This is a genomic window from Curtobacterium sp. AC273, from assembly GCF_979253735.1.
The window spans coordinates 165,552-187,825 of record NZ_CEEDDU010000008.1 but is presented as its reverse complement, the minus strand read 5'-3'; the positions used below and the strand labels follow the sequence as shown (position 1 = coordinate 187,825).

The 22,274-nt window shown below is 72.0% G+C and carries 18 protein-coding genes and 6 pseudogenes; 9 read left to right on the top strand and 15 right to left on the bottom strand.

Annotated features, from left to right (window positions below; all coding sequences use genetic code 11):
• Positions 1-63 precede the first annotated feature (63 nt).
• The 5 genes and pseudogenes from ACZ8AI_RS13965 to ACZ8AI_RS13945 all read right to left on the bottom strand — a co-directional run bounded on the left by ACZ8AI_RS13965 (position 64) and on the right by ACZ8AI_RS13945 (position 6,193).
• On the bottom strand, positions 64-747 hold the full coding sequence (locus ACZ8AI_RS13965) for a DUF4397 domain-containing protein (RefSeq protein WP_464858807.1): 684 nt from the start codon (positions 745-747) through the stop codon (positions 64-66).
• A 1,844-nt stretch (positions 748-2,591) separates the two neighbouring features.
• Positions 2,592-3,938, bottom strand: a complete 1,347-nt coding sequence (locus ACZ8AI_RS13960; protein ID WP_464858707.1) for a glycosyltransferase — start codon at positions 3,936-3,938, stop codon at positions 2,592-2,594.
• A 73-nt stretch (positions 3,939-4,011) separates the two neighbouring features.
• Positions 4,012-4,077, bottom strand: a pseudogene (locus ACZ8AI_RS13955) (hypothetical protein); the annotation flags it as partial.
• Positions 4,078-4,417: 340 nt separating this feature from the next.
• Positions 4,418-4,888, bottom strand: a complete 471-nt coding sequence (locus ACZ8AI_RS13950) for a GtrA family protein (RefSeq protein ID WP_464858706.1) — start codon at positions 4,886-4,888, stop codon at positions 4,418-4,420.
• A 299-nt stretch (positions 4,889-5,187) separates the two neighbouring features.
• A pseudogene (locus ACZ8AI_RS13945) lies at positions 5,188-6,193 on the bottom strand (aldo/keto reductase family protein).
• A 727-nt stretch (positions 6,194-6,920) separates the two neighbouring features.
• Here ACZ8AI_RS13945 and ACZ8AI_RS13940 point away from each other — a divergent pair.
• The 6 genes and pseudogenes from ACZ8AI_RS13940 (at position 6,921) to ACZ8AI_RS13915 (ending at position 10,805) form a co-directional block, all read left to right on the top strand.
• Positions 6,921-7,853 carry a hypothetical protein gene (locus ACZ8AI_RS13940; RefSeq protein ID WP_464858705.1) on the top strand — a complete coding sequence of 311 codons (933 nt, stop codon included), beginning with the start codon at positions 6,921-6,923 and terminating at the stop codon, positions 7,851-7,853.
• A 125-nt stretch (positions 7,854-7,978) separates the two neighbouring features.
• Complete coding sequence (locus tag ACZ8AI_RS13935; RefSeq protein ID WP_464858704.1) at positions 7,979-8,809, top strand: YceI family protein; 831 nt, start codon at positions 7,979-7,981, stop codon at positions 8,807-8,809.
• Between the two features lie 442 nt (positions 8,810-9,251).
• Positions 9,252-9,809, top strand: a complete 558-nt coding sequence (locus ACZ8AI_RS13930) for a TIGR03086 family metal-binding protein (RefSeq protein ID WP_464858703.1) — start codon at positions 9,252-9,254, stop codon at positions 9,807-9,809.
• A gap of 4 nt (positions 9,810-9,813) precedes the next feature.
• Positions 9,814-10,266, top strand: a pseudogene (locus tag ACZ8AI_RS13925) (aldo/keto reductase); the annotation flags it as partial.
• Between the two features lie 103 nt (positions 10,267-10,369).
• A pseudogene (locus ACZ8AI_RS13920) lies at positions 10,370-10,429 on the top strand (hypothetical protein); the annotation flags it as partial.
• 163 nt (positions 10,430-10,592) lie between these two features.
• Positions 10,593-10,805 carry an aldo/keto reductase gene (locus ACZ8AI_RS13915; protein WP_464858702.1) on the top strand — a complete coding sequence of 71 codons (213 nt, stop codon included), beginning with the start codon at positions 10,593-10,595 and terminating at the stop codon, positions 10,803-10,805.
• A gap of 57 nt (positions 10,806-10,862) precedes the next feature.
• On the opposite strand, the gene ACZ8AI_RS13910 is transcribed toward ACZ8AI_RS13915, so the two are convergent.
• Positions 10,863-11,813, bottom strand: a complete 951-nt coding sequence (locus tag ACZ8AI_RS13910) for an oxygenase MpaB family protein (protein ID WP_464858701.1) — start codon at positions 11,811-11,813, stop codon at positions 10,863-10,865.
• A gap of 113 nt (positions 11,814-11,926) precedes the next feature.
• On the opposite strand from ACZ8AI_RS13910, the pseudogene ACZ8AI_RS13905 reads away from it, so the two are divergent.
• Positions 11,927-13,608: pseudogene (locus tag ACZ8AI_RS13905) on the top strand (long-chain-fatty-acid--CoA ligase).
• A gap of 104 nt (positions 13,609-13,712) precedes the next feature.
• Here ACZ8AI_RS13905 and ACZ8AI_RS13900 read toward each other — a convergent pair.
• The 9 genes and pseudogenes from ACZ8AI_RS13900 to ACZ8AI_RS13860 all read right to left on the bottom strand — a co-directional run bounded on the left by ACZ8AI_RS13900 (position 13,713) and on the right by ACZ8AI_RS13860 (position 20,850).
• The gene (locus tag ACZ8AI_RS13900; protein ID WP_464858700.1) at positions 13,713-14,807 is read right to left on the bottom strand and encodes an NAD-dependent epimerase/dehydratase family protein; all 1,095 of its coding nucleotides are present in this window, start codon (positions 14,805-14,807) and stop codon (positions 13,713-13,715) included.
• Positions 14,804-15,577, bottom strand: a complete 774-nt coding sequence (locus tag ACZ8AI_RS13895) for a hypothetical protein (RefSeq protein WP_464858699.1) — start codon at positions 15,575-15,577, stop codon at positions 14,804-14,806. The genes ACZ8AI_RS13900 and ACZ8AI_RS13895 overlap by 4 nt, the downstream gene beginning before the upstream one ends.
• Before the next feature lie 391 nt (positions 15,578-15,968).
• The gene (locus tag ACZ8AI_RS13890) at positions 15,969-16,469 is read right to left on the bottom strand and encodes an EamA family transporter (RefSeq protein WP_464858698.1); all 501 of its coding nucleotides are present in this window, start codon (positions 16,467-16,469) and stop codon (positions 15,969-15,971) included.
• Positions 16,408-16,764, bottom strand: a complete 357-nt coding sequence (locus ACZ8AI_RS13885) for a hypothetical protein (RefSeq protein ID WP_464858697.1) — start codon at positions 16,762-16,764, stop codon at positions 16,408-16,410. Before ACZ8AI_RS13885 ends, ACZ8AI_RS13890 begins: the two co-directional genes overlap by 62 nt.
• A gap of 167 nt (positions 16,765-16,931) precedes the next feature.
• Positions 16,932-18,827: pseudogene (locus ACZ8AI_RS13880) on the bottom strand (APC family permease).
• A gap of 230 nt (positions 18,828-19,057) precedes the next feature.
• Positions 19,058-19,462 carry a hypothetical protein gene (locus ACZ8AI_RS13875; protein WP_464858696.1) on the bottom strand — a complete coding sequence of 135 codons (405 nt, stop codon included), beginning with the start codon at positions 19,460-19,462 and terminating at the stop codon, positions 19,058-19,060.
• An 11-nt stretch (positions 19,463-19,473) separates the two neighbouring features.
• Positions 19,474-19,602 carry a hypothetical protein gene (locus tag ACZ8AI_RS13870; protein WP_464858695.1) on the bottom strand — a complete coding sequence of 43 codons (129 nt, stop codon included), beginning with the start codon at positions 19,600-19,602 and terminating at the stop codon, positions 19,474-19,476.
• A gap of 130 nt (positions 19,603-19,732) precedes the next feature.
• The gene (locus ACZ8AI_RS13865) at positions 19,733-20,095 is read right to left on the bottom strand and encodes a hypothetical protein (protein WP_464858694.1); all 363 of its coding nucleotides are present in this window, start codon (positions 20,093-20,095) and stop codon (positions 19,733-19,735) included.
• Entirely contained in the window at positions 20,092-20,850 is a 759-nt protein-coding gene (locus tag ACZ8AI_RS13860; protein WP_464858806.1) for a PspC domain-containing protein, read from the bottom strand. Before ACZ8AI_RS13860 ends, ACZ8AI_RS13865 begins: the two co-directional genes overlap by 4 nt.
• 222 nt (positions 20,851-21,072) lie before the next feature.
• Between ACZ8AI_RS13860 and ACZ8AI_RS13855 the strand changes: the two genes are divergently transcribed.
• Both ACZ8AI_RS13855 and ACZ8AI_RS13850 read left to right on the top strand, forming a co-directional pair.
• Positions 21,073-22,062: a PspC domain-containing protein gene (locus ACZ8AI_RS13855; protein ID WP_464858693.1), complete on the top strand. Its 990-nt coding sequence runs from the start codon at positions 21,073-21,075 to the stop codon at positions 22,060-22,062.
• On the top strand, positions 21,977-22,204 hold the full coding sequence (locus ACZ8AI_RS13850) for a sensor histidine kinase (RefSeq protein WP_464858692.1): 228 nt from the start codon (positions 21,977-21,979) through the stop codon (positions 22,202-22,204). Before ACZ8AI_RS13855 ends, ACZ8AI_RS13850 begins: the two co-directional genes overlap by 86 nt.
• Positions 22,205-22,274 lie beyond the last annotated feature (70 nt).

Sequence of the window (22,274 nt, the reverse complement as noted above, 5' to 3'; positions counted from 1 at the left end):
CGTCTGGACGCCACCCGTCGGGCGTCGCCGCGGTGGCGGCCGCGTCGGTGACGGGGACGATCGTCAGGTCGCCCTTGCTGTCGTCGAGCACGAAGAGCGTGGAGACGGTGTTGCCGGCGAGGTCGACCTCGCGCGCTGCCCTGCTGCCCGCCGCCGGAGATGTCGAGGTCCCACTTGCCGGACCCGACCGTGGCGTACTTCGTCGCGGTGCCGAACGCGGCGTCCGAGGCGATCGCGGTGCCGTCCGACGTCGACACGTCCACCTTCTTCCGCGGTGGTCGCGGCCTGCACGAGCCGGAGCTTCGACTTGCCGTCACCCGGCTGCTGCAGGTCGTCGGTGTACGCCGCGGTCTTCAGGTCCGTGTTCTTGCCGTACGCGACGACGGTGCTCGCGTCACCGCCCTGCACCGTGACGTCGGTGGAGACCACCGGCGTCGAGTCGGGGGCGCCGGAGGCGCGCATCGACAGGACGTAGGTGCCGGCGGCGAGCTCGGTGTACTTGCTCACCTGGCCGTACGTGACGTCGTCGAGCTCGAAGATCGTCTTGCCGCCGGACAGGCTCGACAGCTCGACGTCGACGCTCTTCGTGTCCGGGGACAGGTGCCCGACGCGGAGCCACCCGTCGTCGGTCGCGGCACTCGCGGACTGCGGGGCGGCGAGGCCGACGGTGGCGGCGACGAGCGCTGCGCCGAGGGCGCCGACGGCGGCGGTGCGACGTCGCGAGGTGTGGCGTGGAGGTGCGTGCAGATGCGGTCATGGTGCTGCTCCTTCGGGTCGGTGCGGTACTGGTGCGGCGTGCTGCGAGACGCTCGCCCGTGGTCGAGCGGCTCACGAGTCCAGCGCGGTCGTCGGGTCGGTCGTCGGGAAGACGACCGTCAGGGTGGTGCCGTCACGCTCGACCGAAGCCGGTCGGAGCGCGCTGGACACGGCGTCGAGGGTGGCCTCGGTGCGCGTCGCGGCCTCGGCGCTCGACGTGTGCACCACGAGGCGGCGGAACGTCTGGCCGTCCTCGCCGGTGAGCGGCGTGAACCGGTCGACGCGGACCGAACGGTCGGCGAGGACCTGCCCGAGCGCGATCATCGCCCGAGAGTCCACCTGCCCGGCGCGGAACTGCGACCGCGTGCCGGAGTCCGCCTCGAGCGCCGGGTTGTCGGCGAGCTGCGTGCCGAGCGTCTTCCGCTGGTCCGCCGCCCGGTCGATGGCCTGTCGCGCGGCCGTCTGCCCCTCGGAGTTGATCTGCCGGACGTCGACCTGCTGGTCGCCGGTGCCGAAGGACGCGACGACCGTGGAGTTCTCGATCGCCTGACGGACGTCCGACGAGGAGTTCCCGCCGGTCCGCATCGAGTCGGTCGTCACGACGTAGTCGGAGTCCTTCCAACCGTTCGGCGACTGGCGTTCGACGGCTCCGTCGGTGTCGAGCTTGTAGTACCAGACCACGCTGTCGCGGGCGAAGCCGTCGTTCACGAGGTCGACCCACATGGCGTCGTCGACGAGCATCCGGGAGCGCTTGCCGACGTTGTCGCCGATCCAGTTCTGTGCCTGGGCCATCGGCTGGTCGAGGTCGGTCACGAGGAACCCGCGGAGCTGCGAGCCCCACAGCGGCACGGCGGCCACGAGCGCAGCGGCGGTGACGAGCGCCCACGTCCCGCCGAGCACCCGACGCGACGCCCCACGGACGCGGTTCCGGGCACGGAACGCGGTCCGGCCAGTCACGGCGAGCACGGCCCGCTCGGCGACGAACGCCACCAGGAGGGCGCCCAGGGGGGGGGGGGCCCCCCCCCCCCCCCCCCCCCCCCCCCCCCCCCCCCCCCCCCCCCCCCCCCCCCCCCCCCCCCCCCCCCCCCCCCGCACGAGCACGATGACGTACGGCACCGGCAGGTACCCGTTCGGCCGGAACATGAACAGGAGCAGGAAGACGAGCATCGCGGCGATCGGCCGGACCCGGCGCAGGAACAGTCCCACGAGGGCCGCGGCGGAGCCGAGCACGATGAAGACCGGGTCGAGCGCCCACCACTGGGCCGCCGCCTCGTTCGCCAGGCTGCCGCCGGTGAAGAGCGACCCGCCGGCCTGCCGGCTGCCGAGCTGGTAGGTGATGCCCTCGAGCAGGCTGACCTTGCCGGCACTCGGCAGGAGCCCCTTCACCGCGGCGAGCAGGATGTACCCGCCACCGATCACGGCGAGGACCGCCCCGGCGACGCTCAGCGTGTACCGACGGGTGCTCGGGTCGGCTCGGCGGACCGCCATCCAGATGAGGAACGGCAGCGCCAGCAGGTACGTCCCCTGCTGAGCACGGCGATCCCCAGGCACGCCGCGGCCCCGACGAAGCCGGCGAAGCTGCTGCCGGCGGCTGAGCACGAGGACGAACGCGGCGAGGAGCCACGGCGTCGCGACGTTGTCGATGTAGACGGTGCGGTGGTACTGCAGCGCGAGCGGCGACAGCCCGAACACCAGCACGGCGACGGCGCTGGCCGGACGGGACATCCCGAGGCGGCGACCGAGCACGAACACCAGGACGGCCGAGACGGCGGCGAAGAACACCATGGCCTCGCGGGCTGCCTCGACGGCGAAGGGGTAGCGCGCGAACGCCCCGGTCAGCGAGGTGTAGCCGGCGATCTGGATCCAGCCGAGCGGCGGGTGGTCGTACCAGTACGTGTAGTGGGTGAGCTCGCCGAGGTGCGTGATCGCCCACGCCTGCGCGGTGTACGTGCCCTCGTCGTCGATGCGCTGCGGGGTGCCGCCCATGTTCCAGGCCTGCACGAGCGCCGCGATCGCGACGACGGGCAGGACCCACGCCAGGCTCCTGGCGTGCACCTGGAACCAGGCGCGGACGCCGGTGGCGGGGCGGGCACCGCGGATCGGGATGCCGGTCGTGTTCGGTCATGCTGGCGGTCATCGGGGCCTCCGGCGGTGGTCGTCTCACGGGCGGTCGTGGTCTCACGGGCACTGGAGGTGGTGCCGGCGCCGGCCAGTGCCGGCTCGGGGTTGGTCACGGCGGACGGGAATCCCACGACCTCGGGCTGCTGCGCCGCGGTGCGGTGCTGCCCGGTGTGCTCCGTCTTCTCCCAGCCGTTCTGCTTGCGGGCGCGCCGGACGACGGCACGGACGGCCGCCGCGGCGAGGAACACCTGGTACGGCACCAGGCCGAGGACGAGCTTCACGTAGTCGCGGACGCGGACCTTCTCCTGGTAGATCCGACCGAACTCCCCGAGCCCGGCGATCTCCACCGCGAGCAGCATGAGCGTCGGCGCGAGCGGGATGAACGAGATCAGGGCGATCGCCGTCGGCACCTTCACGAACAGGATCATCACGACGCTGAGCGGGATGAGGAGGCCGGTGGCCGCCTGGATGAACGGCATCGTCAGCAGGTACCGGGCGAAGAAGCGCTGCTTCAGCGACGGGAGCTGCTTCCACTCCCCCTTCTCGAGGACCTGCAGGAAGCCCTGGTTCCACCGCGTGCGCTGCTTGAGCAGGGACGCGAACGTCGGCGGGGTCTCCTCGCGGGTGACGGCCTCGGGGCTGTACGCGACGACGACCTTGGCGCCGTCCGCGGACAGCCGGACGCCGAGCTCGCAGTCCTCCGCGAGGCAGTGCGCGTCCCAGCCGTTCGACCAGTCGAGGCGCTCCTTCGTCACGAAGACGGTGTTGCCGCCGAGCGGGATGAACTTCGACTCGGCGTGGAAGTGCAGGCGGGAGCGGAACCAGAAGTAGTACTCCAGGACGTTCCGGAGCGACCACCAGCTCGACTTGAAGTTCATCAGCTGCACGCCGCCCTGCACGACGTCGGCCCCGGTCTCCTGGAAGCGCGAGTCCACCAGCGACAGCAGCCGCGGGTAGACCTCGTCCTCGGCGTCGAACACCCCGACGACGTCGCCGGTCGCGTACTGCAGCGCGAGGTTCATCGCCTTCGGCTTGTTCTTCGGCAGCGTGTCGTCGACCACGACCTTGATGAAGGCCGGGGTGCCGGGCAGCCGCCTCGCGCACGACGCGGTCGGTGCCCGGGTCGTCCTCGCCGACGATCGCGATGATCTCGAAGTCGGGGTGGTCCTGCGTCGCGAGCATGTCGAGCGTCTGCCCCATCACGTCCTCCTCGTGCCGACCGGGCACCAGGAGCGTGAAGCGGTGCGCCGCGGGACGCGGGGTGTCGCTGAAGCTCGTCGCCTTGAGCGCGTCGCGCGACCGCCAGGCGTGCAGCATCCACCAGAGGGTCGACAGCGCGACCAGCGTGAGGAGCACGGAGATGGCGATGAGGGCCGAGTAGCCGACCCACTCACCCAGCGACCAGGCGGCCTGCGGGCCCTGCCCCGAGCCTCCCGTCGGCACGTCGGTGGTCCCCCGGTTCGGCACGTTCCCCGGCGTGCGGACTGGTCCCCCGGCTGCAGCAGGGGACCTGCGGCGACCGTCAGCGTGGTCAAGATGGTCATTCGGCGAGCTCCTTCGTGCGACGAGCGTCGGTGGAACGGAAGACGAGGGCCTTGTACGCGGCGAACCGGAACGCGGTGCCGAGCACGAGACCCACGCCGTTGCCGGCGACGTTGTCGGCGAGGGTGGACGTGAACCCGAGGAGGTAGTGCGAGACGAAGAGGCAGCCAGCGGCGATGCCCAGGCCGATGAGGTTGGTGAGCGCGAAGAGCACCCCTTCGCGCACGGTCTCCCGACGGCCGGTCTGGCGTTCGGCGCGGAACGTGATGAACCGGTTGCCGATCCACGCGACGGTGGTCGAGACGACGGCGGAGACGATCTTCGCGGCGATGGGCCCGTCGGGCATCACGGTCGCGCGGAGGAGGTTGTAGACGGCGAGGTCGATGACGAAGCAGACGGCACCGATCGTGCCGAACGTCGCGAGCTGGCGCGCGAGGGCCAGCAGACGTGGGAACGCACCGGGGCGCACGGCTGGCACCGAGCCGGTGGCTGACACCACAACGGGGGTATCGGTCGAGGTCATGCCCCCGATTCGGGGGGCTTCGCGGGGTGGTTTGGGTGGGGTACGCGTTTACCCAGGGGGCTGCCAGATGCGCGACACGCGCTGTTCATCTGGGCGCCGAGGGGGCGTCGCTTTTCGGACTGCAGACGACAGGATCGGCCCACGTCGTGTAGTGGGCCGAGGGCCCCGACGGACTGGAGGCGCGGTGCCAGCTGGCACCGCGCCTCCTGTCCGGGGTTGGTTGCGCTGTCCGGGGTTGGTTGCGTCTACGCGGGGCGCGACGCCGGGCTGACGGTCTTCGACGCGTCGCGCTCCGGGATGTCGCCGAGCGCCTGGTCGATCGCCTGCATGGCGTCGGCGTCGAGCGTGACGCCGGCGGCCTTGACGTTGTCGGTGACCTGCTCCGGACGCGAGGCGCCGACGATCGCACTCGCGACGTTCTCGTTCTGCAGGGTCCACGCGATCGCGAGCTGCGCGAGCGTGAGGCCGGCCTGGTCGGCGACGGGCTGCAGACGCTGCACGGCTTCGAGGACCTCGTCGCGCATGAACCGCTTGATCATGTCCGCGCCGCCCTTCTCGTCCGTGGCGCGCGACCCCTCGGGCAGGGGCTGACCCGGCTTGTACTTGCCGGTGAGGACACCCTGCGCGATCGGCGACCAGACGATCTGGCTCAGCCCGAGCTGCTTCGGAGGCCGGCACGACCTCGCCCTCGATGACGCGCCACAGCATCGAGTACTGCGGCTGGTTCGAGATCAGCTGGAAGCCGAGCTCCTTCGCGAGCGCGGCACCCGCACGGATCTGCTCGGCGTTCCACTCGCTCACGCCGATGTAGAGCGCCTTGCCCTGACGGACCACGTCGGCGAAGGCCTGCATGGTCTCCTCGAGCGGGGTCTCGTGGTCGTAGCGGTGCGCCTGGTAGAGGTCGACGTAGTCGGTCTGCAAGCGCTCGAGCGACCCGTTGATCGACTCCATGATGTGCTTGCGGGAGAGGCCGACGTCGTTGTGCTGCTTGGGGCCGGTCGGCCAGTAGACCTTCGTGAAGACCTCGAGCCCGGCGCGTCGCTCCCCCTTGAGCGCCTCGCCGAGGACCTTCTCGGCCGCCGTGTTGGCGTACGTGTCCGCGGTGTCGAACGTGGTGATGCCGGCGTCGAGCGCTGCCCGAACGCACTGGGTGGCGACGTCGTTCTCGACCTGCGAGCCGTGCGTCAGCCAGTTGCCGTAGGTGATCTCGGAGATCTTGAGTCCGGAGTTGCCCAGGTACCTGAATTCCATGGTGTCGACGCTATCGGGCTTCCGCCCCGCGTGAGGGGCCGCGCGAGTACCTGTGGAGAACCCGGCACGGGGTGCGGGGCGCGGGGTGCGGGGCGCGGGGTGCGGGGTGCGGGGTGCGGGGCGCGGGGTGCGGGGTGCGGGGTGCGGGGTGCGGGGTGCGGGGTGCGGGGTGCGGGTGCGGGATACGGGGTACGGGGTACCGGGTGCGGGGGCGGGGTGCGGCCGGGTCCGCGAGCGGGCGAAATGTCAGCGTCCCTCCGTCGGCGCACCCCGGGCATACCGCCCGCTCGGTCGTCGTGCCGCCGCAGCGACCACCCACCGCGCCGTCCGGCTGTTCCACCGGGTCAGCCCGCCTTGGCCCCCACCTCTGGTCCGCGAGCGGGCACAACAACGGCGTCCTGCTGGCTCCACACGCTGGCCATTCGCTCGCTCGTCGACTGCGCGCGCCGCACCGGCCGCCCGCCTCGTCCGCGTCCGCCTGCGGGGCCGCGACCGGGCGAATCACCCGCGTAGCTCCATCCGCGCACCCTGGCTCTTCGCCCGCTCGCCCATCCGTCAGTTGGCCCGTGCGCGAGCGGGCGAAACAGCGGGGAGCGCCAGCATCCTCACCCAGCTGAAACGCCCGCTCGATCCGATCGGCTCCTCCACAGGCACGATGCGACCGCGACCATCCACACTGGAGGCGCGACTCACCCCGCACCCGTCAGCTCGGCTCGACCATGTGGAGATGACCGCCAGAAGTCGCCTTCCGATGATCCTGCGGGACTGCTCTTTCCGGGTGCGGAACGCCTTGCACCGGGGTGTGTCCCGAGGGCGTCTCGACGCGAAGGACCTCGTTCGCCCGTTCCACGGCATCCGTTCCGCGACCGTGCCGCACACCGTCGACGAACGCGCCCGGGCACTGGCGCCCAGGCTCCGCCCCGATCAGGTGTTCAGTCACGTCACCGCGGCGGCGATCCTCGGCGTCCCGCTCCCTCGACGGATCGAACGCGATGCACGCCTCCACGTCACGACGATCGGCGTCGACCAAGCACTCCGGGTCCGCGGCGCAGTGGGACACCGCGCGAAGTACGGCTCGGTGCGGATGACCATGAGCCGCGGGGTCCCGATCAGCAACCCTGCCGACACCTTCGTTGCCCTCGGCACGCTGCTGACGCTCGACGAGCTCGTTATCGCCGGGGACGCACTGGTCGGCACGCTGGGCTGGGTGACGCTCGACGAACTCGTTACAGCTGTCCGTCGGCGGCGCGGCATCCGGGGCATCGTGAAGCTCCGGCTCGCCCTCGAGGAGATCCGTACGGGCTCCCGTTCCCCCGGCGAGACACGGACCAGACTGGCGCTCCTGCGTCGTGGGCTGCCCGAACCGCGGTTGAACCACGACGTCGTCGTCGATGGTCGGTGGGTTGCATGCGTCGATCTCGCCTACCCCGACGCGCGGGTGGCGATCGAGTACGAGAGCGATCTCCACCGCACTGATCCAGCCACGTTCAGGAAGGACCTCACGCGGGGCGAGCATCTCAAGGACGTCGACTGGTGGCTCGTCCGGGCGACCGCTGACGACGTCGGACGAGACGCCGAACAGTTCGTGCGCCGCATCCGTCGACTCATCGAGAGCGGGGTGCGCGGGAGGCACGACACACGCTTTGCGTCACTTCAGTGAACAATGGTTGACGCTTCAACCAAAAGGGTGCACACTGGCGTGGCATCAACTTCGATGCGGGCGTATGGATCGGGGCTCCGATTCGTCCGCATCGCTCTCAGACTCTCGTTCGGAAGAAGGACATCATGACGCTCACCTCTGCAACCGTTCCCGGCTACCAGACCGGCACCTGGAAGATCGACCCGACCCACTCCGAGGTCACCTTCTCGGTCCGTCACCTCGCCATCAGCAAGGTGAAGGGCAAGTTCGAGACCTTCGACGCGACCGTCGTCACCGCCGAGAACCCGCTCGAGTCGACCGTCGAGGCCAACATCGACGTCGCGTCGATCAACACCGGCCAGGAGCAGCGCGACCAGCACCTCAAGACGAGCGACTTCTTCCTCACCGAGGAGCACCCGCAGCTCACCTTCCGCTCGACGAGCATCGAGGCCAAGGGCGACGACCTGCACATCGCCGGCGACCTCACCCTCCGCGGCGTCACCAAGCCGGTCGTCCTCAAGGCCGAGCTCGGCGGCTTCACGACCGACGGCTACGGCCAGGTCAAGTTCGGCGCCGAGGCGACGACCAAGATCGACCGCACCGAGTTCGGCGTGAACTGGAACGCCGCGCTCGAGGCCGGCGGCTTCACGCTCGGCAACGACGTCACGATCAACCTCGACGTCCAGTTCGTCCTCCAGAGCGGCCTGAGTCCCGACGGCTTCGTCGCCCTGCTGAGGGCACCGAACAGCACGACCCGAACACGAGACGAACGCCCCGGCTCCTCCCCCACGGAGCCGGGGCGTTCGTCGTATCCGGATCGGTCCCGCATCCTGCACTCCGGCCACGACGCCGCAGCACGCCCTCGGCCGAGCGGGCGAATCAACGTGGTGGATCGTGATAGCGACGGGTCTTCTTCGCCCGTTCGCCGGTCCGGCGCGAGGACACGTCCAGCTCCGGACGGGCAGCGCGGCGACTGAGCGCGAGGCGGCGACCTTCGACGCACATCGAGCGCGCCGGAGCCGAGCGGGCGAAGTACCAGGGCCTCTCGGCGATTCCACCCCGCCTTCTCGCCCGCTCGCGCGCGCCGGGCCGCCGGCCGCAGGAACGGTCCGACGAGCGGGCGGATTCGCGGGGTCGGCGCGTCCGTGCACGCTGGTATTTCGCCCGTTCGCGGGCCCGGGGCGGGCGTAGCGTTGCACCGCACGCACCATCCGCACCGCCACCGCCACCACCACCACCCCTCGCCCCGACCACGCACGCGCAACGCGGCACGCGGCACGCGGCACGCGGCACGCGGCACGCGCGCACTTGCACGCGCCCCGCGGGAACCGCCTGCGGCCCCGCGGGTTGCAGGCGAGCACGAGCCACACGCCGTACCCCACGAACACGAACACGAACACGACGAACAGGAGCACCACCATGGCCACCGACTGGATCGCGCTGCAAGCCCTCGCGGCATCCGAGTTCGGCCGCCGCGTCGCTGCCGTGACGGACTGGGACGCCTCGACGCCCGACTCCGAGTGGACGACCCGCGACCTCGTCCGCCACGTCGTCGCCGAGCAGCGCTGGATCCCGAAGCTCCTCACCGGGTGCGACTACGCCCAGGCCGAGGCGGACCTCGAGGAGGTCGGCGACGACCTCCTGGCCGAGTGGGCGAAGTTCGCCACTGCGGCGACCGATGCCTGGAGGAATTCGCCCGCTGACACGCCCGTGCACCTCGCCACGGACGTGGTCCCCGCGGCGCAGTACCTCACCGAGCAGACCAGCGACATCACGATCCACACGTGGGACCTCGCACGGGCGACGGGGTCGGACGAGCAGCTGCCGGACGAGCTCGTCGAGGCCGTGTGGGAGTACTTCCAGCCGCAGATCGAGCACCTCGCGGCGACCGGGCTCTACGCGGCTCGGTCGACGTCGACGAGGACGCTCCGCTCCAGGTCCGCCTGCTCGCCGTCACAGGGCGCGATGCCAGGGTGAGTGCATGAGCGAAGAAACCACGCGACTCGGCGCCAGCGGCCTCGAGATCAGCCCCGTGATCCTCGGCATGATGTCCTACGGCGACCCCGAACGAGGCTCCCACGCCTGGAGCGTCGGCATCGACGAGGCCCGCCCCTTCGTCCGCCGGGCCTTCGACGCCGGCATCACCACGTTCGACACCGCGAACGTGTACTCCGCCGGCAGCAGCGAGGAGATCACCGGCACCCTCCTCAAGGAGCTCGCCCCGCGCGAGGAGGTCCAGGTCTTCACGAAGGTCTTCAACCGGATGCGCCCCGGCCGGAACGGCGCCGGGCTGTCCCGCGCGGCGATCATGCACGAGATCGACGCCTCGCTGACCCGCCTCGGCACGGACTACGTCGACCTGTACCAGATCCACCGCTTCGACCCGCGCACCCCGGTCGAGGAGACGATGGAGGCCCTGCACGAGGTCGTGAAGTCCGGCAAGGCCCGCTACATCGGCGCGAGCAGCATGTGGGCGTGGCAGTTCGCCGAGATGCAGCACGTCGCCGAGCTGCACGGGGTGGACGAAGTTCGTCGCGATGCAGGACCAGTACAACCTCCTCGAACGCGAGGAGGAACGCGAGATGCACCCGTTCTGCGCCCACACCGGCGTCGGCGTGATCCCGTGGAGCCCCCTCGCCCGCGGCAAGCTGACCCGCCCGTGGGACGCGAGGCGGCTCCGGTCCGCGCGCGGACACCGACGAGTTCGGCAAGACCCTCTACCGCCAGGACGAAGACGCGAACCGTGCGATCGTCGACGCGGTGCAGCAGCTCGCCGAGGCGCACGACGCGAGCATGGCCCAGGTCGCCCTCGCGTGGGTGATGCACCAGGACGTCGTGTCCGCCCCGATCGTCGGCGCGACGAAGGAGCACCACATCGACGACGCGGTCGCCGCAGCCACGCTCACGCTCACCGACGACGAGGTCTCGCGGCTCGAGTCCGCGTACACGCCCCGGGTGCCGTCCGGTTTCTGACGTGACCGGCTGACGGCCTGGAGGCGCGGTGCGGGGCCGACCCGCGCCTCCAGGCCGTCAGACCGTTGCGTCCACCCCGCCGGACGCGCGTCGCTCGTCGTCCGCACGTCGGAGTCGCGCGATGCGCGTGAGCGCTGCGCGCTCCGTGCCGGGCTGGTGGCCGAGCACCGCCCCGATGCCGTCGAGCACGACGCCCGCGGTCTTCCGCACCGGGAACTCGACCGGCCCGAGCCCCGGCGTCCGCAGACCGAGCATCGAGCGGTGCGCCGGGTCGAGGGAGGCGACCGCGCCGTCGAACAGCGCGCGGTACCCGGGCCGGAGCAGCCGGGCGACCGGCGGGTCCTTGATGAACCGGACGACGTCCTTCGTCCGGGCGGTCACGGCGAGCTCCCCGCGGTCGAGGTACCCGTTCATCTGGGCGCGGAGCTCCGCGTCGGACTCCGGGGCGTCCTCGACGCCCATCAGCCGGCCGGCGATCGCCCACTCGCGGACGTAGGCGTCCGGCCCGCCGGGGATCGGGTCGCCCCAGAGCTGGGCGCTCCGGAGGAACGCGTCGGTGAAGGCGAGGTGCACCCAGCGTGCCAGGTCGGGGTCGTTCGCGGCGTACGGCCGGGTGACGCCGTGCCCGTCGACGTACTCGCCGCGGACCCGTTCGTGGAGCTTCCGGACCCAGTTGCTGGCGTTCGTGGCGGCCGCGGTGTCGCCGTGGGACACCGTGTAGATCCAGCGGATGGTGCCGGCGAGGCGTCCGAAGGGGTCCTCGCGGTAGCGGGAGTGGTTGGCGACGCCCGCGAGGGCACCCGGGTGCAGCGCCTGGACGAGCAGCGCGCGGACCCCGGCGAGGATCGTCTGCTTGCCGCCGTGCACCGACCAGGTCGCGGAACCGGGGCCGAAGAACCCCTCGTCGGTGCCCGCTTCGAGTTCGTCGATCCAGGCCGGACGTTCCGTGGCACCGCCGGTGAACGTGTCGTTGAGACGGGAGCGGAAGGCGTCGGAGACGGAGGGCATGGCGCCATCGTCCGTCCCGCCCCTGACAGTGCGCTCGGACAGTGCGCTCGGACAGCGCACTCGGGCTGCGCGCTTCCCAGCCGCAGCCCGGGCGGCCCGCTAGGTTGGTCCGCGTGAGCATCGACACGCCTCGTCCCTGGCTTGCCTCGTACGCCCCGGGGGCCCGCACGACATCGAGGAGCCCACGGGTTCCCTCTCCGACATCGTGGAGGAGTCCGCGCGGCGCTTCCCGAAGCAGGTCGCACTCGAGTTCTTCGGCCGCACGACGACGTACGCCGAGCTCGAGGAGCAGATCCTCCGGGCGGCGAACGGCCTCCGGAAGCTCGGCGTCTCGGCGGGTGACCGCGTCGCCATCGTCCTGCCGAACTGCCCGCAGCACGTGGTCGCGTTCTACGCGGTGCTGCGGCTCGGGGCGATCGTCGTCGAGCACAACCCGCTGTACACGCCGCGGGAGCTCCGCCACCAGTTCGAGGACCACGGCGCGAAGGTCGCGATCGTCTGGGACAAGTCCGTCGCGACTTTGCAGGACTTCCCCGCCGACCTGGCGCTCGACGCGATCGTGTCGGTCGACCTCACCCGAGCGATGCCCCGCGCCACCCGGGTCGCCCTCGCACTGCCGGTCGCGAAGGCCCGCGAGTCCCGCGCCAAGCTGACGACGAAGGTCCGCGGCACGACGAAGTGGGACGACGTCGCGTCGAACCGGAAGCTGTCGAAGCGGCACCCGCGCCCCGCGACCGAGGACGTCGCCCTCATCCAGTACACGTCCGGCACCACCGGTGTGCCGAAGGGTGCCGTGCTGAGCCACCGCAACCTGCTCGCCAACGCCACGCAGGCGCGGCTCTGGGTGCCGCAGATCCGTCGCGGCGACAACGTCGTCTACGCCGTGCTGCCCATGTTCCACGCGTACGGCCTCACGCTGTGCCTGACCTTCGCGATGAGCATGGCCTCGCGGCTCGTGCTCTTCCCCGCGTTCGACCCGGCGCTCGTCCTCACGGCGATGAAGAAGCACCCGCCGACGTTCCTGCCGGCCGTGCCGCCGATCTACACGCGGCTGCAGCACGCGGCGGACTCGGCGAAGGTCTCGCTCGAGGGCATCGAGATCGGCATCTCCGGCGCGATGCCGCTGTCGCAGGACGTCGTCGAACCGTGGGAGGCCCGCACGGGCGGCTACCTCGTCGAGGGCTACGGACTGTCCGAGTGCTCGCCCGTGCTCATGGCGAACCCGGTGTCCCCCGCGCGCCGACTCGGCGCGATCGGGCTGCCGCTGTCCTCCACCGAGGCGCGCGTGGTGGACCCCGACGACTCCACGAAGGTGCTCGGCACCGACGAGGCCGGCGAGCTGCAGGTGCGCGGGCCGCAGGTGTTCCGCGGGTACTGGGGCAAGGCCGAGGCGACCGACGAGGTCTTCACCCCCGACGGCTGGTTCCGCACCGGCGACATCGTGTCGATCGACGCGGACGGCTACGTGAAGATCGTCGACCGCCTGAAGGAACTCATCATCACCGGCGGCTTCAACGTGTCGCCGTCCGAGGTCGAGGACGCCCTGCTCAAGCACTCCAGCGTCCGCGAGGTCGCGGTCGTCGGCATCACGCAGGCCGGCAACGAGCAGGTCGTCGCCGCGGTCGTGCCGAAGGACCCGGGCACGTTCGACGCCGAGGCGCTGCGGGCCTGGTCGCGCGAGCACCTGGCGGCGTACAAGGTGCCGCGGCGGATCGTCGTGGTCGAGGACCTGCCCCGGTCGATGATCGGCAAGGTGCTGCGGCGGAAGGTGCGCGACCAGATCCTCGGCGACTGACCGCGGCCGGCCGTGGCCGCAGGCGAACCCCGGCGAGCCGACCGGGCCGGGTCGGGCCGGGCCCGGCAGGCGGGCCGCAGCAGCCCGGCCGCGGCCCGCCCGGCTCAGGCGGCGTCGAGCACCGGCACGTCCTGCGTCGCCATCCACTCGAGCAGCCGGGCGATCCCGGCTTCAGGGTCGACCAGCGGCACGTAGCCGAGTGCGTCCCGGGCCGCCGACACGTCCGCGAACGCCGCCCGCACGTCCCCGAGCCGGTACTGCCCGGTGACCCGCGGTGCCGGAGCGCCGGCCTGCGCGGCGACGACCGCCGCGAGTTCGAGGAGCGTCATCGGGCTGCCGGAGCCGATGTCGACCGTCCGGGTGCCGTCCGCAGCGGAGCGGGTGGCGGACGCCAGCGCCGAGACGACGTCGTCGACGAAGACGAAGTCGCGCGTGATCGAGCCGTCCTCGTACACCGGGATCGGCCGCCGCTCCCGTGCCAGACGACCGAACAGGCTGACGATGCCGGTGTACGGGTTCGACAGCGACTGACCCGGGCCGTACACGTTCTGCAACCGCAGCACGCTGAGGGGGACGCCGTGCGCGGAGGCCCAGGCGTGCAGCACGTGCTCCTGGGCGAGCTTCGTGGCCGCGTAGACGTTCGACGGACGCGGTTGGGTGACCGCGGCGGTGTGCGCGAGGGGCCGCACGGCGTGGCCGGCGTGGTCGCCGGGAGCGCTCGGGTCCCACTGCGCCCGGTCGAGCTGGTGCACGTCGCGCGCATCGGCCACGAAGCGTTCGCCGTCGTCGGTGGCCCACTCGCCCTCGCCGTACACGGCCCGCGAGGACGCCAGGACGAAGCGTTCCGGGACGTGTCCGGCCCGGTGCAGGCCGTCGAGGAGCTCGCTCGTGCCGACGACGTTCACGCGGGTGTGGCGGCTCGCCTCGGTCAGGGACTGCCCGGTGCCGGTCTCGGCGGCGAGGTGGACGACCACGTGGGGGCGCACCGTGCGGAGCACCGCGTCCCACATCGTCGGCACGGTGACGTCGAACGGGATCGCGGTGATGCCGCCGGGCAGCAGCGGCCACCCACCGGTGTGCACCTGCGGGTGCAGCACGTCGAGCAGGACGACGTCGTCGCCCACGGCGGCGAGGCGTGTGGCGAGCCGGGAGCCGATGAAGCCGGCTCCCCCGGTGATCAGGACGGTACGGGTGGTCATGATGCCTCCTCTCCGGTGAGCAGCACGCGCTCATCGATGGTGTCGTAGACGCTCGGGTCGGCGCCGAACTTGCGTGCGAACGGGTGTGGGGCGGCCAACAGCATCGGCACGTCCTCCACGGTGAAGACGTCGGGTCGCCCCGAACGGTGGTCGGACCAGCGGATGGTGTGGAGCGACGCGTGCTCGACCCGGACGGTCGGGTCGTTGGCGAGGACGGTGGACGTGAACGCCTCGACCGGGATCACCGTGCGTTCGAAGTACCGCACGAGTCCGGGGTCGTCGCGGACGCGGTCGACGACGGAACGCATCGCCCGTCGGTCGAGGGCGAACCAGCAGCTCGTGTACCAGCAGCGCTCGCCGTGGCGGAACGGTGTGCGGAGCGCTCGGACCCCGATCTTGGCGGGTACGTCCACCTCCGGCTTCGCGGCGGACAGCCGGACGGGCAGTCCGTGCACGCGGAGGCGGTGCGACGCGATGCCGAACACCCGGTCCAGCAGCGTCCGCACCGGTCGGGGCAGCCGGTCGCCGAGCCGGAGGTCCGGGATCGCGTACCACCGGAACCGGTAGCGCTGGTGGACCTCGGCCCGGAGTTCGGGGTCGGGGACCTCGTCGATCGGCCACGACTCGAGCAGAGCGTGGTGCCACGGTCGCCGGCGTCCTGCAGGCGGTCGCGGAGTGCAGCGGCCGGAGCCGTCGGGTGGTCCTGCTCGGACAGCAGCATCACCCAGTCGACGTCGAGCGTGTCGAGGATCCACGAGAGGACGCGCCACCGCGCCCGTTCGAGCGTGAGGTCACCCCACCCGATGCGCTCCGGGCTGAGCAGCACGTGCACCCCGAGGTCCTGCAGGGCCGGACGGGGCACGGGGTGGAAGGTCTCGTCGTGCTGCACGACGATCTCGGCGTCGGGCTCGCCGGTCCGCAGCGCTCTGACGAGTCGGAGCAGCTGTGTCCCGTCGCCGTACGACGTGATGAAGTAGGCGAGCCGCAGTGGTGCACGGTCCTCGGTGGTGCCGTGGTGCTCGGACATCTTCGCGTTCCTCGCAGGACGATGGTGCCGGCTGATCGCGGTCGGGCGCCGCGGTGCAGTCAGTATCTGTGCGGGCGCACAGCCACGTCGACGGAGACGTCCGCACTTCCGGTGCGGAAAACCGCACCAGCGCGTCAGCGGACGCGGCGCCCCGGCAGCCCGAGGAGGGCCAGGCCGACCACCACGAGCCCGATGCCGGCCCATCCGACCACGCCCAGGTGCTCCCCCACGACGAGGACGGCGAGCACCGCGGCCACGACCGGCTCGAGCAGCGACAGCAGCGTCGCCACCGAGGCGCTGACGCTCCGCAGCCCGGCCGCGTACAGCGAGTGCCCGAGCACCGTCGGCACGAGCGCGAGGTACAGGAACACCGGCCAGTGCGCGGGCACACCGAGGTGCTCGTGGCCGCCCACCACGGCGAGGACGACGAGCGGCACGGCGAGTCCGAAGACCGCGCCGACGAGTCCGCGAGCTCCCGCCCGGGTCCGGACACCACGCACCTCGGGGATCGCCTGCATCCCCCGCGCCACCGCCCACGAGTACAGCGCGTACGTGCACCCGGCGAGCAGCGCGCTACCGAGCCCGAGCACGAGGGAGCCGTCCGCTCCGGACCCCTCCGACCGCGCGAGCGTCACGACGACCATGCCGACCACGCTCACCAGGGTGGCGACGACCCACCTGGGCGTGACGCGCCTCCTGGCCGTCACCCACTCCGACCAGTCCGGCGAACACCGAGGACGACCCGATCGCGACGGTCGTGCCCAACGCGACACCCGCGTCGGCGAGGGCCGCGTAGAAGGCGACCGCGTAGACGACGAGCGAGGCCGCGCCGAGCAACACCCAGCCGCGGGTGCCGCGCCGTGCGATCGCGCGCAGGGTGCCGCGGCCGGCGGCCGCGGCGAGCACGAGGCCGCCGAGCCCGAACGTCACCGCCCCGAAGACGAGACGCGGGCACACCGGGCGCAAGTGCGTCGCCGTCCCGGTGGTCCCCCAGAACCGCGGCGGCCACGACCACGGCTGCGGCACCACCCACGGACCGTCCTGCGTCCGGTGTGGACGCGGCGGACCGGAGGCACGACCGACTTCCGCAGGACCGGTCACGACACGTGGACGCTCGGTCGGCGGTTCACGTCGGGCTCGGCTTCGCGGAGGACCTCGCGCGTGACGGGGGCCACGTCGCCGGCACCGGTGAACACGAAGCGGATCGCGTTCCGGATCGGGCTGCCCTCGTTCCACTCGAAGTAGATGCTCGGCACGACGCCGGCGATGTCGCGGATCGCCAGCGGCGTGGACGCGATCGTGTTCGGCACGTTGCCGGAACGCACCTTGAGCACGCGGAACCCGTGGATGACGTGGCCCTGACGACGAGGTCCTCTTCGAAGTCGGACGAGTCGGCCGGCAGGACCTCGAGGAACATCGTCGGCACCCGCGCCGGGATGCCCGAGTCTCGGCGTTCCTCGCGCCCCTTCGACCGGTACGCGTCGGCGGTACACCGACCCGGTTCGATCGCGATGATGCAGACCGAGCTGAACTGGTCGGCGTCGGCCTCGACGAACTGGCGGGCGGTGGCGTCCAGCTCGATCGACGACGCGCGGGCTCGAACGGCCGCCGGACGCGGAGACGAGCGACACCACGACGATGGCGATGATGAACACCGCGGCGATGCGGACGCCGTCCGGCCGTTCGATGACGTTCGCGACGGTGGTGTAGACGAACACGACCGAGATGACCCCGAAGGCGATCGTCCGCTTCTTCTGCTGCGTTGCGGCGGGCCGACAGCGTCACCGCGACCGCGGCGCTCGTGATGAGGACGAGCACGCCGGTGGCGTAGGCACCACCTGCGCGTCGACGTTCGCGTCGAAGATGATCGTGATGACGAACGCGATGAGCGTGAAGATGATGACCAGGGGCGGGTCGCCCGTGCCACTGCGGTGCCATGCCGTAGCGCGGCAGGAAGCGCGGCACGAGGTTGAGCAGGCCAGCCATCGCGCTCGCTCCCGCGAACCACAGGATGGCGACGGTGGAGAAGTCGTAGACGGAGCCGAACACGCCGCCGAGGTACTCGTGCGCCAGGTAGGCCAGCGCCCGGCCGTTCGCGCCCCCGCCCTGCTCGGAACTCGCGCTGCGGGATGAGGAACGTGGTCACGATCGACGACGTGATGAGGAACGAGCTCATGATGACCGCCGCCACCGTGAGCAGCCGCTTCGTCCCGCGGATCCGCCCCTCGGGACGGGCGCTCGTGTCGTCCGAGGCGTCGCCGCGGACCTGGGGCATCACCGCGACACCGGTCTCGAAGCCGGACAGGCCGAGCGCGAGCTTCGGGAACACGATCAGCGCGATGCCGATCATGACGAGGGGGTTGCTGTGCTGCGCGGTGAGTCCGCTCCACCAGTCACTCGCCACCGTCGGGTGCTCGAACACGTGCCAGAGCGACACCGCGATCACGATCGCGTTGAGCGCCAGGAACACGCCCACGAGCACCACCGCGATGCCGATCGCCTCCTTGAAGCCGCGGAGGAACACGACGCCGAGCAGGAGCAGCAGCGCGAGGGTCAGCGGGACCGGGATCTCGGTGAACCAGTGCGGCGTGTACGGGTTCTCGGCGATGTGCGCCGTGGCGTCCGCCGCCGAGAGGGTCGTCGTGATCATGAAGTCCGTCACCGCGAACCCCAGCAGGACGAGGACGAACAGCTTGCCCGCCCACCACGGCAGCAGCTTCTCGAGCATCATGATCGAGCCCGCGCCCCGAAGCTGTCCTGCGCCACACGGCGGTACACCGGGAGCGCCCCGAACAGCGTGACGAGCACGAGGACGATCGTCGCGATCGGTGAGAGGAGCCAGCCGCGAGCGCCGCGATCGCCGGCTGGTAGCCGAGCGTGGAGAAGTAGTCGACGCCGGTCAGGCACATCACCCGCCACCACGAGTGGGTCTTCTCGACCTCGACCTGGTGCGGACCCTGGTGCGACGCACCCTGGTCGGCGCCGTGGAGCATCCAGCGGCGCACCCGGGTGCTGCGGTCGAGGGATGGCTCGGTCGCGTCGCGTTCCGCGGCCTGCTCGGCGTCTGTCGCGGTCACGGAGTTGATCGTAAGCCGTCCGGGTAGTCGCTGTCGTGCACCCGGACGACCCTGTGGACGGAGCCGTGCGGTCGGGCCCCTGTGCACTCCCCCGGCGGGATGCACTCCCGGCGGGATGCCTCCCGGCGGGACGCACCGCCGACGCCCTACCGACGGGGACGCGCGACCACCGCCGCGACGCCGGCGACGACGAGCAGGACGCCCGCGGCGATGCAGGCGGCGAGCAGGAGCGTCACCGGGTCCACCGAGAACCACGGCAGCGCGGTCACGGCCATGGCCAGCGCGAACACCAGCAGCAGGACGCCCCAGAAGATCGTGCCGAAGCGGGCCGACCGGCGGGGACGGGGTGCGGCCGGGGTCCAGGCCTGCGGTGCGTCCGGCAGCGTCGGGTCGAGCAGCCGGTCCATCGGGGTGGTCGGTCCGACGCAGCGCTCCCGGTCCGTCGGCGTCGTCGGACGCGTCGGGTCCACCGGCCGCGTCGGGTCCACCGGACGCGTCGGGTCCACCGGCTGCGTCGGGTCGATCGGGGTGGTCTCGTCGTCGTTCGTCATGGTCTCGTTCCTCACTGGTCCACGGGCACGGCGCGCGGGACCTCGACACCCCCGCCGACGACCCAGACGTGCACGGTCGTGGTGTCGCTGGCGGCCGCGTCGCGCGCCGCCCGGTTCTCGACGGTGGTGGTGCCGAGCACACCGCCGACCGAGTCGTCCCCGGATCGGTCGGCTCCGTGTCGACGCCGTACCCGATGCCGCTCACCTGCACCCGCACCGGCGCGTCGGTCGGCAGCAGCACGGTGGCACCACCGGCACCGAGCCAGAGGTTCACCCGTCCTCCGCCGTCCGACTCCTCGAGCGCGCGCAGGTCGAGCGTCGGCCCACCCACGACCATCGCGTAGTTCCGTTCGGCGCCCGGCCCGACGTCGTCCACCCCGCCAGGTCGTGCCGCCGATGACACTGAGCTGCGTGCCGCTCGGCAGCACCCCCGTCACGACGAGCGCCACGACGCCGATGGTGGCGAACAGGCCGATTCCGCCGCTCTCCCGACCCCGGATCCCGGCGACGATGGTCCGCGACCGCGAGCACCACCACCGCCGCTGCGATGCCGAGCACCGCGACCGGCAGCTCGGCCTGCTGCGCCCAGACCGCGACGCCGGCTCCGGCCACCAGCGCCAGCCCGAGGCTCACCGCGACGTACGCGGCACCCGGCAGCCGCGCGGCCCGGCAGGCGCGACGCTCGGCCGCCCGCGCACGCTCCGCCCGCATCCGCTCGAGGTGCGCGGTTCGGTCCGCCGCGGTCGCCCCGGGCGTCGGGGCCCACTGCCAGGAGGCGCGCCCGCGTCCGCCGTCGCCCCCGCGGCACCAGCCGCGGCCGGGTCCAGGGCACCTGTGGTCGCCCCGGTCGACCAGGTCGCCCGGTCGACGGGCGGGTCCTCGGGGCTCGTCCAGAAGTCGCGTCGCGGACCGGCCGAGCCGGGTGCCGCCGCAGCGGCCCGCGGGGTCGGTTGCGGGGTCGGTCGGTGCGCTCCCGCAAGGGTCCGCGCCGAGCGAGCACGACGGTCAGCCACACCACACCGCCGACGAGCGCGATGGTCCACGCCGTGCCGAGGGTCGCGGAGAGCCAGCCCGGCATGCCCCAGGCGACGGGGGACGCCCTGCCACCAGATGCCCTGGACCGCCGGCACGAAGGTCAGCACGACGAGCACGCCGATCGCGATGAGCGCCGGGTCGAGCACGCCGCGCACCATCCGCTCGACGTGGATGCGTCCGGATGAGTCCGGCAGCAATGCCCAGCCGGCGGCGTAGACGAGGAACACCGGGCCGCCGAGGATCGCCACGACGAGGGCGACGCCCCGCACGACGAGGGGGTCGAGGCCGGTGCGCTCGGCGACGGCTTCGCAGACCCCGGCGAGCCAGCGGTCGTCGGTCCGCGAGACGTGGATGCCCCGGATCCAGTCGAAGAACCGTGTCGCCGACGCGGGGCCCGCCGGTGTCCTGTTGAGTCATGACCACCAGCCTCCCGGCAGCGGTCGTCCGACGCCATCGGGGTTGCCCCTGATCGCCCCCCTGATCCCGGTCCCCGGCACTGCCCGGGGTGGCGGAGAGGTGTCAGGATGACCGCATGCCCACCGCCACGATGTCCCGCCCGGCCCTCCGGGTCGTCGGTGGCGTCTGCAGACGGCTTCGCCACCCACACCGGCCTGCCCGTCGGCGTGGTGCGACTCGTCACGGCGGCACTCGCGGTGTGCGGCGGGGCCGGGGTCCTGCTGTACGCGTGGCTGTGGGCGACGACGCCGAGCCTCGGCCCCGCGACACCGGTCCCGCTCAAGTCGGTGCTCACCGAACCGGCGGACGACGCCGACGCCGAGGCCCGCGGCCGACGTGCTCCGGTCGTCGAGATCCTGCTCGGCGTCGCGCTGTTGACGACGGCGGGTGCGGTGATCGCCGCGAGGCTCGGAGCCGACGTGCCGCTCGAGGTCGTGGTCCCCGGTGTGGTCGTCGTCACCGGTGCCGCACTCGCCTGGCGGCAGTTCGACGCTGCGGAACGTCCGGGCAGCGGGTTCTCGGGGCTCGTCGTGCGCGCGCTCGGCGCCCTCGTGCTCGTGGTGCTCGGCATCCTGCTGTTCTTCACGACGAGCAGCCGCCCGAACGCATGGACGGTCCTGACCGCCGCGGTCGCCGTCCTGCTCGGGGTGGCCGTCGTCGTCGCCCCGTGGGTGGTTCGGCTGGTCCGCGACCTCGCCGAGGAGCGCGCCGCCCGCGTCCGCGAGGTCGAGCGCGCCGAGATCGCCGCGCACCTGCACGACTCGGTGCTGCAGACCCTCGCGCTCATCCAGCAACGGGCCGAGCCGAAGGTCCGACGCAGCCCGACTGGCCCGTGCCCAGGAACGCGAACTGCGGACGTGGTTGTTCACCGAGCAGGACGAACCCTCGGGCGACCTCGGCGCGGAGCTGCGAGCGGCGGCCGTCGAGATCGAGGCCGAGTACCCGGCGCGCGTCGAGGTCATCGCGATCGGACCGTCCAGGACGGACCTGCCCGACGGCATCGTCGGTGCCGCCCGGGAGGCCATGCTGAACACCGCCCGCCACGCCGGCGGGACCGTGAGCGTCTACGCCGAGACCGGGGACGACCGGGTCGAGGTGAGCATCGGTGATCGTGGTCCGGGCTTCGACCCGGACACCGTCCCCGAGGGGCGCTACGGCGTGCGCGAGTCGATCGTCGGCCGCATGCACCGGCTCGGCGGGACCGCGACGATCGGACCCGGCCCCGGCCGGACCGGTACCAGGTCCGACTGACCCTGCCAGATCGCCTGGACCGACGGCGCCCGCCCGGCGACCGCCGACCGGACGCGACCCCACCCGCCGA

Coding starts and splice junctions, on each gene's coding strand:
- ACZ8AI_RS13940 (WP_464858705.1), top strand. CDS start 6,921: ATGACCGCCAGAAGTCGCCTTCCGATGATCCTGCGGGACTGCTCTTTC.
- ACZ8AI_RS13935 (WP_464858704.1), top strand. CDS start 7,979: ATGACGCTCACCTCTGCAACCGTTCCCGGCTACCAGACCGGCACCTGG.
- ACZ8AI_RS13930 (WP_464858703.1), top strand. CDS start 9,252: ATGGCCACCGACTGGATCGCGCTGCAAGCCCTCGCGGCATCCGAGTTC.
- ACZ8AI_RS13910 (WP_464858701.1), bottom strand. CDS start 11,813: ATGCCCTCCGTCTCCGACGCCTTCCGCTCCCGTCTCAACGACACGTTC.
- ACZ8AI_RS13900 (WP_464858700.1), bottom strand. CDS start 14,807: ATGACCACCCGTACCGTCCTGATCACCGGGGGAGCCGGCTTCATCGGC.
- ACZ8AI_RS13875 (WP_464858696.1), bottom strand. CDS start 19,462: ATGACGAACGACGACGAGACCACCCCGATCGACCCGACGCAGCCGGTG.
- ACZ8AI_RS13850 (WP_464858692.1), top strand. CDS start 21,977: ATGCTGAACACCGCCCGCCACGCCGGCGGGACCGTGAGCGTCTACGCC.